Below are 16808 nucleotides of genomic sequence, written 5' to 3' on the forward strand. Positions count from 1 at the left end.
CGTATTCGTGAGCCGGGTCGGCGGTTAAGATTGGGCAGCGTCCAACAGGAGTCCACCATGGTTCAGTCAACCTCACATATCCACCGCGCCAAAGCTTTCTGGCTCGCCCAGCTGACCGTTCTGGCGGTTCTGGTGATCACCCAAGCGGCGATCGCCGCGCCCGTTGCCGAAGACGAGCGTATCGATCTCGATCTGCGGCGCACCACGCTGGTCGTCCGAGACATTGAGCAGTCCCTCAAGTTTTATCGCGACGCGCTCGGAATGGAGGTGATCTACGATCGGGATATCATCACGCCCAGCAGCGCCAAATCTGATGAAGAGGCTGAGCGAGCCCGGCAGCTCGTGTTTCTGCGCGCCAACGATGACTTCATCGGCGTGCTCGGACTGCTGCAATATCGCAAGCCGCTCAAGCAACCGGTCCACCAGGGTCTGGAGCCGTTTACGCCCGGGTCGATGGTGCTGCTGTTTAACACCGGCGATCTAAAATCCCGGTTTGCTGCCGCCGCTGCCACCGAGGGCACGCGGGTTTTGAGCAAACCCTCGCTAACCCGCTATCCGGGCTATGACGGTAGCGGCACGATTGAGGTCATGGTCAGCGTGTTAACCGATCCGGACGGCTTTGTGGTGGAGCTCAATCAGGTGTTGAGCGGGCTTTAAGCTAAACGCAACCCAAAAAGGATTCAGCCGTCCGCCAGATCGTTTTCGATGTCCTGGAGCATGCTGTTGAGCTCCTCCAGGCGCTGCTTGCCGAGACGTTTCTCAAGCTGGCGATAGATCTCGGACGAATGCGGCGCCACGGCTCGGTACAGGCGTTGCCCCTTGGCGGTCATCATGACCTGGGCGCGCCGTTGATCGACCCGCTGGGCGCGCTTTTTGACCAGCCCTTTGCTGATCAGGCCCCTTAAGATCCGAGACAAGCTGGGCGGCAGAATCACCGCTTCCCGAGCCAGCTTGGTCACGGTGATCTCGTCGTTCTCAATCAGCACGCGCAGCACCCGCCACTGCTGCTCAGTCAGCTTATGCTCGTGCAGCATGGGCCGGAACTCCGCCATACACGCTTCGCGGGCTCGAAGCAGCGTCATGGGAAGCGATTGTGCCAGCGGCCGGAGGTGGACCTCCTGCTCGGTGGACGACGGTTTTGGTGTGCGGGCCATAACGGCTAAACGGCCGGCAGGATCTGACAACGGACCTCACCGAAGCCGACGCGAACGCCGTCTTTTTCGGCGTGGCCCCGCAGGATCACGGTGTCGCCGTCCTCGATGAATTTCCGCTCCGACCCGTCTTTGAGGGGCACCGGCTTGCTGCCGGCCCAGGACAGCTCGAGCATCGATCCGTACTCGTGCGGCTCGGAGCCGCTGATGGTGCCAGAGGCCAGCATGTCGGCGACGTTGAGGTTGCAGCCATTGACCGTATGGTGTGCCAGCTGCTGACGCATCGACCAGTAAAGGTGCTTGAGGTTGGATTCGCTGACGCGAGTTTCGACCCCCGCGGGCGTTTCAATCCAGGCCTCCAGCGCAACGTTGTAGTGCCCGTCAGCGTCCTGCTGGAGGTATTCCAGCACCTTCGGCTCCTGCGTTGGGCCCGGGACAAGAAAGGGTTCCAGTGCATCCAGCGTCACCACCCAGGGAGACACGCTCGAACCAAAATTTTTGCCCAGAAACGGGCCGAGCGGGACGTATTCCCAGGCCTGAATATCGCGCGCGGACCAGTCGTTAAAGAGCATCAGACCGAAGATGTAGTCATCAGCCTCGGCCACCGAAATCGACTCACCCAGCTGCTTGCCGGCGAAGGTCACGAAGCCCATTTCCAGCTCAAAATCCAGCCGGGTGCTGGGACCAAAAAGTGGCGCATCAGCGTCCGGTGGCTTGCGCTGCCCTTTCGGTCGATGCAGCGGCACTCCGGAAGCGACAATGCTAGAGGCACGGCCATGGTAGCCGACGGGCAGATGCTTCCAGTTGGGCATGAGCGCGTTATCTGGATCACGGAACATGCAGCCCACGTTATAGGCGTGCTGTTCGCTCGCGTAGAAATCGGTGTAGTCGCGAATTCGCACCGGCATCAACAGATCCACGTGCTCGCTGGGGATCAACGCCTCGTTTCGCACCAGCTCCGCGCCACGCAGTTCGTCGTTTTCGGCGTTGAGCAGATCGGAGACTCGCTGGCGCAGCGCGCGCATGCCCGCCTTGCCCGCCGCCTGCATCAGCGCGTTGAGGTGCCGGGAGCCGTAGCAGGCTTTGGGGAACCCCAGCTCCCGGAGCAGGCCGTGGCTCGCCAGGACGTACAGATCGAGCACATAGTGACCAATCGCCACGCCGACCCGTGCGGTCTTTCCGGCGGGGCGGATGATGCCAAATGGCAGGTTCTGAATCGGAAAATCGCTGTTGGCCGGAACTTCAACCCAGCTTTTTAGTTCCGGGTTGTTAGCTGCAATCGTCACATCTGTTCCCCTTGAGTCCCCGTTTGAGTGGTGTTGTTGCGCCTGATGACTCCCCGGCGGCCGCCGGATGGGTGCAGCGCCAGCGACGGCACCGCACATGATACCCGGTCACCGTTGGCGGCCCAAACGCATCGCCGGGCGTTCGACCAGCCGAAACGAGGCATGCGCGAGGACAAAGACCACCGGCGCGGTTGCCGCCAGCGCCGCGAAACGCAGCGAGGCCGGCCAGCTTTCCGGTAGCACCCGAAGGACCAGGAGGATCACCGGCAGATGCCACAGGTAAACGCCGTAGCTCACATCCCCGAGCCAGCGCCACAGGCGCGAAAGCTTGAGCTCAAAAGAGCCATCGTGGGCTACATAGATCAGCGCCGCCAGCCCGACCGCGTTCACCGACTCCCATAGGTAAAGCAGCCAGCCGCCCTGCCAGTAGCTGTCCAGTTGCCAAAGCAGCAGATAATTCCACGCGACCAGCAGCGCCAGCGAGAGGAACAGCCAATACGCTCGCCCGCGGCTGGCCAGCCGGTGAGGGACCAGCCTCGCGGCGATCAGCCCCATCCCGAAAACGCTTAAGACGCCCGGCAGCTGCCCAATCAGGTTCGCAATCTCCGCGATAGAGCGGTCAGCCATCCCCGAAAAAACGGCCGCCCGGTAGGCGACCGTGCTCGCTACACACAGCACGGCAAACGGCAGTACGCCAAAACGGAGCACGAGCCAGCCCAGCGCCGGCAGAATCAGGTAGAAGGCAAATTCGATCGGCAGGGTCCACCAAACACCGTTGATCGGCTGTACGAACAGCGGCGGCAGGTGGAAGGCCATCACCACATGGGCCGCCAGAGCCCAAAGGTCGGGGAGCGCATAGAGCCCCCAGCCGAGGGCCAGCGCCAGCAGCAGAATCAGCTGGGCCCAGTACGCGGGAAAGATGCGCAGGAAACGTCGCCTCATGAAACCGCCGTAGCCGCCGGCCAAGCCGCCGCTGAAGTACTGATGTCCCAGCAGGAAAGCGGACAGCGCATAAAACAAATGCACGCCGTAGCCACCCAGCTGAAAGAAGCTGCCGCCGACCATCTCCGGCATGCCAGCAAAAAACCAGCAATGAAAGCTCATGACCCAAAGCGCGGCGAGCCCGCGCAGGGCGTGGAGTACGGGGAAGAACGTGTGGTTGGCTGGGGCAGCGGGCATCGGGCGCCATCTTACCGGACCGGGCGCGGCCGCCGACCCACCAAAAAAAAGACCGCCGGCAATCGCCGGCGGCCAGGTTCAGGCTTTGGGGGTCCCGCTAGCCTCGGGGAGCGCGGCGCTGCCGGTCTCCACGCTGGCGACCGATGGAGCGGCTGGCGCCGTTCTGCATGCGCGTCAGCGTCCGACGCTCATAGGGCACCACCTGACCATCGCGCTCAAAGCGACGCTCGGTGCGGGCAATGGCCCGCTGCTGACCCGCCAGCCGGGCGGACTCTGCGCGAGTCAGGCTGCCGTCGACAACCCCGTTGGTGATCCGCTGGCTCTGGATCTGCTGCCGGGTGTCAATTCGGGGGGTAACCGTGTCGGCGACCGCGACACCGGCAAACAATAGCGCTGCGGTAGCAATCCATACTTTCATCGTTCATCTCCTTGCATGATTGGGCGTTTCAATCATGACAACGCGCCGGCACGGACTTGGTTGACATGGGATTGACACGACGTGGCCCAACGGAGGGGCCGCCGCGCGGTCAGTCCTTGAACAGCGATGAAAGCTGGTCTAGCGCGTCCTGGGTGGCGTCACCGTCGGAACCCGCATACGCACCCTCACTGGGCGCAAAATAGTCGCAGAAGTTGGCCCGCTCAGTGCTGGACGGCGGCTCAGCCCGCTCCTCAGCGCACCACTGCTGACGGTTGGACCGATAGTGGATACACATCCGGCACACGTGGATCTCGGCGCCGCAGTTTCCACATTCCTCGCGCCGCGAGACCGGAAGAATCATGCCGGTAAGCGGGTTGCCACAGCGGTAACATTGATAGTCCATGGGCCTTCTCTGGGGTCTGGATTCACTGAACTGATCGGTTCAAACTGTCACTTTACCGTCACCGTCCCTATTCCTGGAACTTTTCATGGCCGCCATTTCCGAGTCCGACTTCATCCAGAGTGTTGCTGACGCCCTGCAGCACATTTCCTACTACCACCCCAAAGACTACATCCAGAACCTGGCCAAAGCTTACGAGCTGGAGGAGTCGACCCCCGCCAAAGACGCCATGGCCCAGATTCTGATCAACTCTCGACTCTGCGCCGAGGGGAAGCGTCCGATCTGCCAGGACACCGGGATTGTGACCGTGTTCGTGAAAATCGGCATGGATGTTCGGTGGGACGCCAGCAGCACGGTCACGGAGATGGTGAACGAGGGCGTGCGACGAGCGTACCTGCACCCAGACAACAAGCTGCGCGCCTCAATTCTCGCGGACCCGGCCGGCGCGCGCAAAAACACCGGAGACAATACCCCAGCTGTCGTCCATATCGACATGGTCCCGGGCGACACGGTCGACGTAACGGTGGCGGCCAAAGGCGGCGGCTCAGAAAACAAAGCCAAGTTTGTGATGCTCAACCCGTCTGACGATATCGTCGAGTGGGTCGTGAAAACGGTGCCAACGATGGGTGCCGGCTGGTGCCCTCCGGGCATGCTCGGGATCGGGATCGGCGGCACCGCTGAAAAGGCCATGGTGCTGGCCAAAGAGTCGTTGATGGATCCGATTGATATGGCGGAGCTAAAAGCTCGCGGGCCCAACAATCGTATCGAAGAACTCCGGATCGAGATCTTCGATAAGGTGAACGCGCTCGGGATTGGCGCGCAGGGTCTCGGCGGGCTGACCACGGTTCTCGACGTCAAGATCTTTGACTATCCCACCCATGCCGCTTCCAAGCCGGTGGCGATGATCCCAAACTGCGCAGCCACCCGTCACGCCCACTTTGTGCTGGACGGCAGCGGGCCGGCCAGCCTGGCCATACCCAGCCTGGAAGACTGGCCGGAGGTCACCTGGGAAGCGGGCGCCACCGCCCGGCGTGTGAACCTGGACGAGCTCACCCGGGAAGCTGTGGCCGATTTCAAGCCGGGCGAGACGCTGCTGCTCAGCGGCACGCTGCTGACCGGGCGTGACGCGGCCCACAAGCGACTGATCGACCTGCTGGACCGCGGCGAGCCGCTGCCGGTGGATTTCACGAACAAGATGATCTACTACGTCGGCCCGGTAGACGCGGTGCGGGACGAAGCCGTCGGCCCGGCAGGACCGACCACCGCCACCCGCATGGACAAGTTCACCGACCAGCTGCTCGCCAGCACGGGGCTGATCGGCATGGTGGGCAAGGCCGAGCGAGGCCCGGCGACCATCGAGTCGATATCCCGCCACGGCGCCGTGTACCTGATTGCGGTGGGTGGCGCGGCTTACCTCGTATCGAAGGCCATCCGTAAATCCACCGTTCTCGCGTTTCCGGAGCTGGGGATGGAGGCCATTCACGAGTTTGTCGTGGAGGACATGCCGGTGATGGTGGCCGTGGACACCCAGGGCGATTCGGTTCACACCAGCGGGCCCAGCAAGTGGCGATCCAAGATCGGTGACATTCCCGTGCTGGTGGAAAGCTAAGCCGCGAACGCACTGACTCGGAGCAGACCTTGAGCCGCAAGCCTTCGCCCAAAGCCGGCGCAGGCTGTCGAGTGGGCCGCTTGAAAAGAAAGGTGGGTTCAGTCGCCAGCTGGGCCTGGCTGGCAAGGCGCGAGCCGCCGCCAATGGCCGTAGCCCTTGGCAAGGCTTGCAACGCCGCCAGGCTGGCCCAGGTGGCGACCCGCAGGGCGAGCCCGTCATGCGCCATGCCGGCGTTGATCCGCCGCGGCCATAGCTACGGCTATGACCCCGACGAATCGCCTTGGCCTGACGCATGACACGCTCGCTGAACGTACCTTTCTTTTCAAGCGGCCCACTATGTCTGTTCGGCGGGGTCTTTGCCATCGCGGGTCTGGTGCCTGGCGGCATGGGGCTTCTCATGCTGTTCAACGCCTGGCAGGCCAGCAGCTGGACCGCAACGCCGGCGACCCTGACCCAGCTCGAGCTGGCGACCTCACGATCGGACGATGGCGGCAACACGTACACCCTGCGCGGCCGGTTCAGGTATGAGTACAACGGCCAGCGCTATGTCAGCGACCAGCTCGATTTCAGCCTCGGCAGTGACAACATCGGGGACTACCATCGGGATAACTACAGCCGGCTTCAGCCGAGCCTGAACGTTCCGTCCGGGGTGACCGCCTTCGTCAATCCCGACCGACCTGATCAAGCGGTGCTGCTGCGCGAGGTGCGCTGGGGCATGGTGGCGTTTCTGCTGATGTTCCTGGCCATCTTTGGGGGCGTTGGGATGACCATCATCGGTGTTGGCGTGGTGGGCGCACGCAAGCTCAAAGCAGAGCGGCAGCTCCAGCAGGCCCATCCGGATGAGCCATGGCGCTGGGAACCCGAGTGGGAGCACGGGGAAATCCATTGCGCCGGGAAGGCCCGGATGTGGGTGGCGGTGTCCATGGCCACCTTCTGGAACCTGATCAGCTCAGCGGTCTGGTTTTTTGTGCCGGAGGAGCTTGCCAAGGGCAATTACCTGGCGCTCATCGCGCTGCTGTTTCCCGCCGTGGGAATAGGCTTCATCGTCTGGGCAGCCGTTTCAGTCGCGCGCTGGCGCCGCTACGGCCGGAGCACGCTGGTGCTACCGGAACTGCCGCTGCGCCTGGGTGCCCGGCTCGAAGGTCACCTCAGGGTCAGCACATCGCTGAACGCTCGGCAGGTGTCGCTGACCCTGACCTGTGCTGAGGTGCGCACCTCAGGCAGCGGGAAAAACCGCAGCACCCACCGCACCGTGCTGTACCAGGACGAAGCCGAGGCGACGGTTCAGCCCGCGGCGGGCCACCGTCGGGTGCCGGTGAGCTTTGCGCTGCCAGCGGACCAGCCGGAGCGCGATGTCTCCGACAGCCGGCATAAAATCGAGTGGCATCTCAAGGCAACCGCCAGGGTCCGTGGCCCGGATCTTGACGTGTCGTTTGAGCTGCCGGTCTTCGAGGCGGACATGCTGAGCCCCATCAGCAACCTGGGGCAGGTCGCGGAGAGTAACGCTGCGGACGCCGACGATCGTCCGGTTCTCGCTGCCGCCGAAGATGGCGGTGACGCAGCGGCGACCGGCGTTGACATGCATTATCGCGGCGGAGGCCTCCGCTACTATTTTGCGCCGGCCCGTCACCTGGCGGTTGGCACCGGCTTCGCCGGTGCCGGACTGGTGGCGGGCGGCATCGCCGTCTTCGGCACTGCCGCTGGCAAGCTGCCGTTGGTGGGTACGCTCGTCTGCGGCGTGCTCGGCAGCGTATTTTTGCTGGTGGGCTTGAATGAGCTGCTCATGCGCAGTGAGGTTCAAACGCGAATCGGTGAGCTGGGGGTCCGTCGCGGCTGGTGGCTGGGTCGAGACCGCTACTATCGACTAAGCGACATCGAAGATCTGCAGGTCACTGACGGAATGCAGGTGGGCGAAACCCGCTACTACCGGCTGTCCCTAAGAACACGTGACGGTAAGCGGCGGGTACTAGCCGGAGGTTTAAAAGGCCGCCGCAACACGGTCGCGCTGCGCAACCTCATCGCGGATGCCGTGGGACTCAAATAGCTCGGCTTTACGCGGGCAAAAAAAAGGGCCAGCCAACCGGCTGACCCTTTGTAAGACTTCAAGCTTGAATCAGGAGGCTTTGTTGGCGGCGATCGCTTTTTGCAGCTGATCGAGTCGCTCCTGCTCCTTCACGATGTAGTTCACCCACTGGGATGCCATCTTGCTGTTGGAGCCCTTGCCGCCGACCTGCAGGAAAACCTTCCGCGCGGCCTCGAGCTTGTCCTGCTCGTAGAGCGACATTCCCAGCGTAATCTGGGCGTCAGACTTTTTCTTCAGCCCGCGTTTGATCGCTTCCCGTGCTGCTTCCTCCGACTCTTTAAATCGGTCGAGGTTGAACAGAGAGTTAGACAGGTGCATGTATAGCTCCCCGTCGTCGTCCAGCTTGGCCGCGGCGCGCAGCGGCTCGATCGCTTTCTTGTCTTCCTGGGCGACCACGTAGGCCTGGGACAGCAGGCGCAGGTTGTTGACGTTCCTTTCGACGTGGCCTTTTTCCATGCCGTCTTCCAGGACCCGAGCTGCGCGATACGGAATCTCGTCCTGAATCAACAGCTGCGCGAGGTTGGTGTACTCAGAGCCGCGGCTGAAAAAGCCTTGTTTGTAGGCCAGGTCGAGCACGATCAGCTGCTTTTCCTGGTCGTCCAGCTCGCCGAACATGCCGGCTAGCTGCATCCAGTAGTCTTTGCGGGGATAGAGCCGGATCAGCTTTTCCAGCACCTTCGCCGTGTTCTCATAGTCCTCAAGCTGGTAATACAGCACTCGCTGCAGCGAGTACCAGTTTTCGTCCGCTTTACCATCTTCAGATGCTTCCGCCAGCTCGATGGCGGTGGTCATCGGCACCAGCGCGCTGGCGTACTCCTCCATGGAGTAACGGGCCTGGCTCAGCATGACGTAGGCCCGTGGGTTCGGGTTTTCCACCAGCTTGAACCAGTCGACCAGCATGCTTTCGGCCTTGCGATAGTTCTCCTGCACGAAGTACAGCTGGGCGAGACTGTAGCTAGTCGCCAGCACCATTCCCTCGGGCAGCTCCGGCTGAGCGAGCACGGTCTCATAGGCCCGGGTTGCGGCCGCATAGTCTTCTTTGGAGTAGTAGATGAAAGCGTAGAAGTTGTAGAGCTGCGCCGTTTCGTAGGGCGTCAGGTTCTTCACCTTCTCAACCGCGGCGAGCTCTTTCTCCGCCGTCGCGTAGTCTTCTGCTTCGGCTGCCTCCTGGGCTGCCGTCAGGCGCTTGTATACGGCTTCGCGCATGGTCTGCGCGCGCTTGGTCTTTCGACCATCCAGCTTGCTTTTCTCTTCCTCTTCCTGGGCAAAAACTACGCTGCCGAGATTGGACCACTGGCTCAGCGGATTGGCTGACAGGGTAAGAGGCGCGGCCAGCAGGGCCGCTGAGGCGATAAGGGAAGCTCTAACTACTTGCATCACACGCTCCGTGGGCTTTCAAGCCCAATCAGTCCTCGAGTTCAAATCGAATTAGGTTTTGCACACCCGGTACCGCAATGGCTTCCCCTTCCACCACCCGCGGCTTGTACTTAAATTTCGACGCTGCGGCGATCGCCGCGCGGTTAAAGATGTTGGGCGGATCGGCCTCGATCACCACCGGGTTTTCCACGGTCCCCAACCGGGTCACGGTGAATTCCAGCAGCACATACCCTTCGATGCCCCGTTCCAGCGCCCGCCGCGGATAAACCGGCGCGACCTTCACAATCGGCAGATACTCACCGTCAGCGCCCGAGAATCCCAAGCCGATGTTCATGCTGTTGTTGGGGTTGATGCTTACCGGAGAAATACCGACGGCATCCATCGACATGTCCATGTTGTCCATCTGAGGCTGCGGCATGTCCGGTGGCGGCTGATCAGGCTGCGCGGGCTTTTTCGGCTTGGGCTTCTTTCGCTCGACGGTTTCGTCACGCTTCACGCGGACAAAGTCGACGATTCGCCCACTTCGGTTGTCGGTCTGGGCGTCGGCGCCGATGGCGATCAGCAGCTGCATCAGAAAGAGCAACCCGAAGGTCACTCCAACGGCCATCAACAAGGCGGTTCCAGCTCTGGCTACCATGGCTCTTACCTCAAATGTTCAGCGAGCGGCAAATTATTCTTCGTTGGCCGCAATCGACACGTTAAACACGCCAGCCTGGCGGGCCGAGTCCATCACGCCAACCAGAATCTTCGTTTGAGACAGCTCGTCTGCCTGGATGATCACCGCACCCTGAGGGTTTTCGGCGTGCATCCGTTCGATGTTGGCTCGTACCGAACGCGGATCCACCCGGCGACGATCAATCCAGATCTCGTTTCGTTCGTTGATGGCCACCAGGATGTTGGCGTTTTCCTGCACTACCGCAGTCGGCGCGTCCGGCCGGTTGACGTCGATCCCCGACTCCTTCACGAACGTCGCCGTCACGATGAAGAAAATCAGCATGATAAACACCACGTCCAGCATGGGGGTCAGATTGATCTCCGACTCTTCTTCCTGCTGGGCCACCATTTGCATCATCTGACGCATAACTTTACCTCTAAGTTCATCAACGAGCGGGGCCCGCTGATGGGGTTAAATTTTTTTGGGCGCCCGTCCAAGGACGGAAAGCGCCCATCAAACGCTGCTGGCTGCAACCTCGTCTTCGAACTGGCCGGACAGCTGGTCCGCCTGACGCTCGAGATAGATACTCGGAAACAGCCCGGAGATCGCGGCAACCATCCCGGCCATGGTCGGAACTGTAGCCTTGGAGACACCAGCGGCCATCGAGCGGGCGTTGCCGGTACCGGAGATGGCCATGACGTCAAATACCTCGATCATGCCGGTCACCGTACCGAGCAGCCCCAGCAGCGGACACAGCGCCACGCAGGTCTTGATGACATCGATTCCCTTGCGAGCGTTCCAGTTCACCTCGGCCACCAGCGAATTGCGCATCTGGTGCGCCGCCCAGCTGGTGTGGTCGCTGCGCTGGTTCCACTGTGACGCGAGGGTCTTCGACTCGCTCTTCAGGCGGGTCTTCAGGTACAGCAGGCGCTCGAGAATCAGCGCCCACATAAAGAAGACCAGCAGCGTGATGAGGGTGAGTACCCCCCCACCGAGCTCAAGAAAATCGCGGACCGCCTCGAGCGCTTCTTGAATTTCAAAAAGCATCAGCTAAGGCCCCCTATTTGGGGTTACGTTCGATGTGCGCCGCCACCAGGCCCGCGCTCTGCTCCTGCAGCACGTGCAATATCCGCTTGCTTCGGCCGGCCACAATGGTGTGCAGCAGAACGATGGGAATTGCCACCACCAGACCGAGCACGGTGGTCACCAGGGCCTGCGAGATACCGCCGGCCATCAGCTTCGGATCACCGGTACCAAACAGGGTGATGGCCTGGAAGGTTTTGATCATACCGGTCACCGTACCCAGCAGACCCATGAGCGGGGCCACGACGAAGATGATTTTGAGGAAGGTGACGCCACGCTGTAGCGCGGGCATTTCCTTGAGAATTGCCTCGCCCAGCCGGACTTCGATGGCCTCGGTGTCCAGGTTCGGGTTGTCCTGGTACACCTTGATGACGCGGCCAAGCGGGTTGCCGGTGCTGATCGAATCGCTCTTGAGCTGGCTGGCCACTTTGCCTGACGTGATGGTCAGCGTAATCAGCCGCTCCAACGCAATGAGGATACCGATGGCGCCTAGCGCCAGAATCAGATAGCCCACGAGCTGGCCCTGCTGGATACGCTCCATCAGGCTCGGCGCCTGAATCAGGTTGCCGAGCAGCGAGCCGCGGGTCGGGTCCATCGCAAACAGCGTCAGGCCCGACTGAGCACCGGCCAATGCCGAGGTGGTGCTGACGTAGCGCGCCTGCGGCTGACGACCTAGCTCCTCCACCGCACCGTTCTCGGGCACGTATTTAAGGTAGGCGCCGTCGGATGCGAGGTTGAAAGGACCCACTCGGATAACCTCACGGCTGGCGAGCTCGCCGTTGGCGCCGATCACCTGAGCCTGGAAACGCGCTACCTCGCCGGTCGCGGTCATCTCCTGCTGAATGAGGAACCACAGTCGCTCCATTTCTTCGATGGTCGCAAGCTGAGAGGACGTGCCCATTTTCTTCGCCAGGTCCGTCAGGAACTGGGTGCGATCCGGGTACTGGGCGCTGGTGATAGACGCCTCCAGGTTACCGCGGGTATCGCCGGCAACCTGCTGCAGCACGCCAAACAGCTCTTTGAGTGAGCCTAGACGCCGATCCAGGGCTTCCTGCTTCTCGACAATCACCTGTTCGTTGACCTCGAAGGACTCCTCCAGGCGCTGACTCTGAGCCTCCAGATTGCTTCGCTCGGTGCGAGCCTCGTTCAGCAGCTGTTGCTGTTGACCGCGCGCCTGCGCAAAACGCTGCTCGCGCTCCCGGTTGTCGGCGGCTTCCGAAGTTCGGCCCTGCTCGACCGCCCGCAGCAGCTCGCTAAGGGTTTGCGCTTCCTGGGCGGTCGCGCTGCCGGCCAGACCAAACATCAATACGGCTGTAAGTAGCTTCTTCATTTATCCGGCCTCCGGTGCAGCGACAGGCAGGGTCAGCAGATCCGGTGCCGTCTGCTGGCGGGCGATGCGTAACCCGTCGCGAATCTGGCCACGCGCGTCGTTACCGACGGGCGTCCAGGAACGGGCCGACTGATCCCACGCGCCGGACAGCGTCGTATCACTGGTTTGATAGTACAGGCCGATTCGACCGACCCGCAGGTAGTCCACGGAACGGTCGGTGCCGTCGATGCTTTGTGTGCCGACGTAGGCTTCGATCGTGCGGCCGTAGTCGTTCTCGATTTGATAGGCCTCGAGCACGCGGCGGAATTTCTCCGCGGCGGTCACGTCAGCCCGGTCCATCATGGCGCGGAGGTTACCGATTCGCTCGGTGCGCTCTTCGAGCAGGAACGGCACGTCGAGTGTGATGAAGTCTTCCAGGCCGTCGATCATCCGGATCATCAGGGGGATCACCTGACGCTCAACCACGGTGACCTGATCCATAGACTCATCGATCTGGCGGATCTCGCGGTTTTGGGCGTCAACCTGGGTTTGCAGAAGCTGGTTGTAAACCTTCAGACCATCGATCTCTTTCAGCACGGCTTTGTAGTCGCCGGTGATGTAGCGGGTCTGATCGACGATGTTGTCGACGCGGTCTTGGGAAGCCTGAGAGGCGGAGTTACCCTGATTTTGGGCGCCGATCAGATCCGATAGGTTCTGGGCCCAGGCAGAAGCTGCGACAAGGCAGGCCATCAGCGCGGCGATGGCCGCGTTGCGTAGTTTCATTGTACCCCTCCGTACTATTTTGATTTTTTGCGAGTCGTCGACGCAATTAAGAATTTTTTACGCGACACACCCAGGGTATAAAGGGGGGTATCGCACCGGGCGACCAGTTATACCGTGATTTAACATGAGATAGAAGAGAGAGGGGCTATGGATTTTGCTGATGTCGTTATCATATTCATTGAATTCGGCCCGCTCCGCCCCATGTAGTGCCATGGATCCAACGATATCGAGAATTAAGCATGACCCCCGATCAACCTGAACTGAAGATGGATGCCGAAAACCTCTATAAAGAAGAGGTTTTCAGCGATCAGCGCCTCGGCACCATCCGTAAAATGACGCCCGTGAACGCCGACGGAGAGATCGACAGCTCCCGCGACGTGCAGTTCATCGGCGCCGCGCAGCTGATGACTCCCGCCGGCCCGCTTCCGCTGAACTTTGTGATCGAAGCCGACAGCCTCACGGCTGCCGTTGAGGCCTTCGGTGACCACGCCCAGCAGGCGCTCGACCAGACGATGGAGGAGCTCAAGGAGCTGCGACGTCAGCAGCAGTCATCGATTGTGGTCCCGCAGGTCGACCCGACCGGCGGCCTCGCTGGCGGCCCGCCCGGCGGCAAAATCCAGATGCCCTAAAAACAGCCGCTCGCCGCGCAGCTTTGAAAGCGATCCCGAGGTTTTCCGCTCTTCTCTACCAGTGAAGCAACCCAACTGGTAACGCGATGCGATCATGGGCACTCCTTATAGTACTAGTCACCCAGCCTGCGCTGGCTGACGTTCAGGTTCTTGACAGCGGTTCGCAGCGAGTTCATCTCGTTGAACTGTTTACCTCCGAGGGCTGCAGCAGCTGTCCACCCGCCGATCGATGGCTCCGCGAACACCTCGACGACCCAGCCCTGTGGCGGGACGTGGTGCCCGTCGCGTTCCATGTGGACTACTGGGACTACCTCGGCTGGCGCGACCCATTCGCGCGTCCTGAGCACAGCGCCCGCCAGCGCAGCTATGCCGGTCAGGGTCTGGCCTCAGGCGTTTATACGCCCGGTTTTTTTGTCGACGGTGAAGAATGGCGCGGATTCTTCCGGCGCCAGCAGCTGAACCCAGCCCCAGCGTCAGCACCGCGCCTGGTGTCCACCATCGATCAGGATCAGGTACACATTTCTTTGTCTGCCCGCGGACTGGCGCAACCGACGGCCCACGTGGCCATTTTGGGTTTTGGCCTGCAGACCCAGGTGCCTCGCGGAGAAAACCGCGGCCGGCGCCTGTCCCATGACTTTGTGGTGCTGGGCCTCGAAACGACGGCGCTGGAGGTTAGCGACGGCGACTATCAGGGTACGCTCGACCTCCCAATCAGCCGCCGCCCCACCCAGCGGCAGGCGGTGGCGGTATGGGTCAGCGACGGTACTCAGGCCCCGCTGCAGGCGGTCGGTGGCTGGCTGAACCCCTAGTGGGACGCAAACCGCGCCGCGCAAAGCTCATGACCGCCTTTGCGTCGGGGGGCCGGCCCACTAGCTGAGGTCGGGCTACAATTGAGCCATGTGGACCGAGGAAAAGCTGGCCGAGCTGCCGCAGGTCAATGGATTCCGCCAGCGGGGCATGGATATGACCCGGCTGGAAACCTTTACCGACGCAGCGTTTGCCTTCGCGCTGACGCTGCTGGTCATCTCGTTCGACAACATCCCCACGAGCATTGCGGAGCTGAATGCGGCACTGAAGAACATCCCGGCCTTTGCGGCCAGCTTCCTACTCATCGCCATGTTCTGGTACGCCCACCATAAATGGAGCCGGCGCTTCGGGCTCGATGACGTGGTAACGGTTGTCCTCAGCCTGATATTTGTCTTTGTAACGCTGGTGTTTGTCTTCCCCCTGCGGCTCATGGCGTCAGCATTCCTGTCGTGGATCACGCAGGGCTGGGTTCCCTTTGAGCTCGACGAGGCCAGCGGAAACGTGGTGGCCTACGTGTTTGTGGTGTACGGCGCGGGCTTTGTGTGTATGTCCACGATGATTTGCCTGCTTTACGTGCATGCGCTGCGCGTTAAGGAGCTGAACCTCAATTCGCTGGAACGTTTTATCGCTAAAGCCGAGCTGCAGGCGTGGCTGATACTGCTGAGTTCCGGCGTCTTATCCACCTTGATCGCGACGCTGGCGCCACCTCAGTATCGGGCCTGGGCCGGCCTGGCGTACGCGCCGCTGGGCATCATCATGCCAATCTGGGGCTACTGGAAATCGCGGCAGGAGGCCACGGCATGACCGACGGCCCATTGACGGCGTGAGCCCGGTCGTCGATTGTGCGGCTTTCGCCGGAGCCGCGCCATGTCCCCAGTCAGCCTGCACCACCGTCGCCAGTTTCTTAAGCTAGCCGGGGCCGCCGGCCTGCTCGCCGCGGGCGCCAACCTTCGCGCCGCCGACACCAAGCCAGACCCCAAACATCTGCTGATCCTCGGAGGAACCGGTTTTCTCGGCCCGCATATCGTCAAGAGCGCCCTGAGCCGCGGGCACAAGATCACCCTCTTCAACCGCGGCAAAACCGCCCCGGATATGTTCCCCGACGTCGAAACGCTGATCGGCGATCGCGACGGCCAGCTGGATGCCTTAAAGGGCCGCGACTTCGACGGCGTCATCGACACGTCAGCTTACGTGCCGCGGATTTCGGGGATGTCCGCTGAACTGCTCAAAGAACGCGTCCCACACTATCTCTTCGTTTCAACAATTTCTGTTTATCAGGGTTTCGCCGAACCGGGGATGACCGAGGACGCACCGCTGGCCCAGCTCACCGAAGAAACCGAACAGGTGACCGGCGCCACGTATGGCGCCCTGAAGGCACTTAGCGAGGAGGCGGTTCGACAACACTACCCAGAGCGCACGACGGTTGTGCGACCGGGGCTCATCGTGGGCCCGCTGGACAAGACCGACCGCTTTACGTACTGGCCGGTTCGCGCCCGTCGGGGTGGCGAAATCCTGGCGCCCGGGGAAGCGGACACGGCCATGCAGTTTATCGACGTGCGCGATCAGGCGGACTTTATCGTTCTGTGCATGGAAAACGGCGTCACCGGCACGATGAATACCGATCGACCCGCCGGTTCCTTGACCACCAGCCAGATGCTCGACGCGTGCCTGAAGTTTGCGCCGGCGGAGTCCAAGCTTACCTGGGTGCCCGCCGACTTCCTGGCCGAACAGAATGTTGCACCCTGGCAAGACCTGCCGGCGTGGATCCCACCTGCCGGAAACTACGCCGGTTTTGGGCGCGTCAGCGCGGCGCGCGCTGAGGCGGCAGGCCTCACCATCCGGCCGCTGTCCGACACGATCAGCGCAACGCTCAGCTGGTTCGACGAAGCGGGCCGCACTTCGCTGCGAGCCGGGTTGAGCGCCGAGCGGGAAGCTGAGGTGCTAAAAGCCTGGCACGCCAGCGCTTGATCGATAGCGGGGCCGGGCGAGGGCCAGCCAATTGCGCTTGTTTCGAGCAGATGGCACGATGACCGCCCGCT

The 16808-nt window shown here is 61.9% G+C and carries 18 protein-coding genes; 7 read left to right on the forward strand and 11 right to left on the reverse strand.

Going from position 1 to position 16808, the window contains the following annotated elements; genetic code table 11:
• Positions 1–57: 57 nt before the first annotated feature.
• Positions 58–657: a VOC family protein gene (locus AAF358_05240; GenBank protein MEM7704934.1), complete on the forward strand. Its 600-nt coding sequence runs from the start codon at positions 58–60 to the stop codon at positions 655–657.
• 23 nt (positions 658–680) lie between these two features.
• On the opposite strand, the gene hpaR is transcribed toward AAF358_05240, so the two are convergent.
• From hpaR to AAF358_05265, 5 genes are all read right to left on the reverse strand, one after another.
• Entirely contained in the window at positions 681–1154 is a 474-nt protein-coding gene (gene hpaR / locus AAF358_05245) for a homoprotocatechuate degradation operon regulator HpaR (protein ID MEM7704935.1), read from the reverse strand.
• 5 nt (positions 1155–1159) lie between these two features.
• Complete coding sequence (gene fahA / locus AAF358_05250; protein MEM7704936.1) at positions 1160–2437, reverse strand: fumarylacetoacetase; 1278 nt, start codon at positions 2435–2437, stop codon at positions 1160–1162.
• Positions 2438–2545: 108 nt separating this feature from the next.
• The gene (locus tag AAF358_05255; protein ID MEM7704937.1) at positions 2546–3616 is read right to left on the reverse strand and encodes an acyltransferase; all 1071 of its coding nucleotides are present in this window, start codon (positions 3614–3616) and stop codon (positions 2546–2548) included.
• Between the two features lie 97 nt (positions 3617–3713).
• Positions 3714–4034, reverse strand: coding sequence for a hypothetical protein (locus tag AAF358_05260; protein ID MEM7704938.1), 321 nt, complete (start codon positions 4032–4034; stop codon positions 3714–3716).
• Between the two features lie 109 nt (positions 4035–4143).
• On the reverse strand, positions 4144–4437 hold the full coding sequence (locus AAF358_05265; protein MEM7704939.1) for a hypothetical protein: 294 nt from the start codon (positions 4435–4437) through the stop codon (positions 4144–4146).
• A gap of 85 nt (positions 4438–4522) precedes the next feature.
• On the opposite strand from AAF358_05265, the gene AAF358_05270 reads away from it, so the two are divergent.
• Positions 4523–6043 carry a fumarate hydratase gene (locus AAF358_05270; protein MEM7704940.1) on the forward strand — a complete coding sequence of 507 codons (1521 nt, stop codon included), beginning with the start codon at positions 4523–4525 and terminating at the stop codon, positions 6041–6043.
• A 292-nt stretch (positions 6044–6335) separates the two neighbouring features.
• Positions 6336–8087: a DUF3592 domain-containing protein gene (locus tag AAF358_05275; protein MEM7704941.1), complete on the forward strand. Its 1752-nt coding sequence runs from the start codon at positions 6336–6338 to the stop codon at positions 8085–8087.
• Positions 8088–8156: 69 nt separating this feature from the next.
• Here AAF358_05275 and AAF358_05280 read toward each other — a convergent pair whose 3' ends face one another.
• From AAF358_05280 to AAF358_05305, 6 genes are all read right to left on the reverse strand, one after another.
• On the reverse strand, positions 8157–9503 hold the full coding sequence (locus AAF358_05280; GenBank protein ID MEM7704942.1) for a hypothetical protein: 1347 nt from the start codon (positions 9501–9503) through the stop codon (positions 8157–8159).
• Between the two features lie 28 nt (positions 9504–9531).
• Positions 9532–10140: an energy transducer TonB gene (locus tag AAF358_05285; GenBank protein ID MEM7704943.1), complete on the reverse strand. Its 609-nt coding sequence runs from the start codon at positions 10138–10140 to the stop codon at positions 9532–9534.
• Positions 10141–10173: 33 nt separating this feature from the next.
• Positions 10174–10584, reverse strand: coding sequence for a biopolymer transporter ExbD (locus tag AAF358_05290; protein ID MEM7704944.1), 411 nt, complete (start codon positions 10582–10584; stop codon positions 10174–10176).
• 87 nt (positions 10585–10671) lie between these two features.
• A complete protein-coding gene (locus AAF358_05295) occupies positions 10672–11205 on the reverse strand; it encodes a MotA/TolQ/ExbB proton channel family protein (GenBank protein MEM7704945.1) in 534 nt (177 codons plus the stop codon).
• Between the two features lie 13 nt (positions 11206–11218).
• Positions 11219–12571, reverse strand: a complete 1353-nt coding sequence (locus AAF358_05300) for a MotA/TolQ/ExbB proton channel family protein (protein ID MEM7704946.1) — start codon at positions 12569–12571, stop codon at positions 11219–11221.
• Entirely contained in the window at positions 12572–13333 is a 762-nt protein-coding gene (locus AAF358_05305; GenBank protein MEM7704947.1) for a DUF3450 domain-containing protein, read from the reverse strand.
• A gap of 239 nt (positions 13334–13572) precedes the next feature.
• On the opposite strand from AAF358_05305, the gene AAF358_05310 reads away from it, so the two are divergent.
• The 4 genes from AAF358_05310 to AAF358_05325 all read left to right on the forward strand — a co-directional run bounded on the left by AAF358_05310 (position 13573) and on the right by AAF358_05325 (position 16737).
• Complete coding sequence (locus AAF358_05310) at positions 13573–13962, forward strand: hypothetical protein (GenBank protein MEM7704948.1); 390 nt, start codon at positions 13573–13575, stop codon at positions 13960–13962.
• An 86-nt stretch (positions 13963–14048) separates the two neighbouring features.
• The gene (locus tag AAF358_05315) at positions 14049–14771 is read left to right on the forward strand and encodes a DUF1223 domain-containing protein (GenBank protein MEM7704949.1); all 723 of its coding nucleotides are present in this window, start codon (positions 14049–14051) and stop codon (positions 14769–14771) included.
• An 88-nt stretch (positions 14772–14859) separates the two neighbouring features.
• Positions 14860–15573: a TMEM175 family protein gene (locus tag AAF358_05320; GenBank protein ID MEM7704950.1), complete on the forward strand. Its 714-nt coding sequence runs from the start codon at positions 14860–14862 to the stop codon at positions 15571–15573.
• 63 nt (positions 15574–15636) lie between these two features.
• A complete protein-coding gene (locus tag AAF358_05325; protein MEM7704951.1) occupies positions 15637–16737 on the forward strand; it encodes an NAD-dependent epimerase/dehydratase family protein in 1101 nt (366 codons plus the stop codon).
• Positions 16738–16808 lie beyond the last annotated feature (71 nt).

The sequence above is a fragment of the Pseudomonadota bacterium genome (assembly GCA_039033415.1).
Taxonomy (GTDB): domain Bacteria; phylum Pseudomonadota; class Gammaproteobacteria; order Xanthomonadales; family SZUA-38; genus JANQOZ01.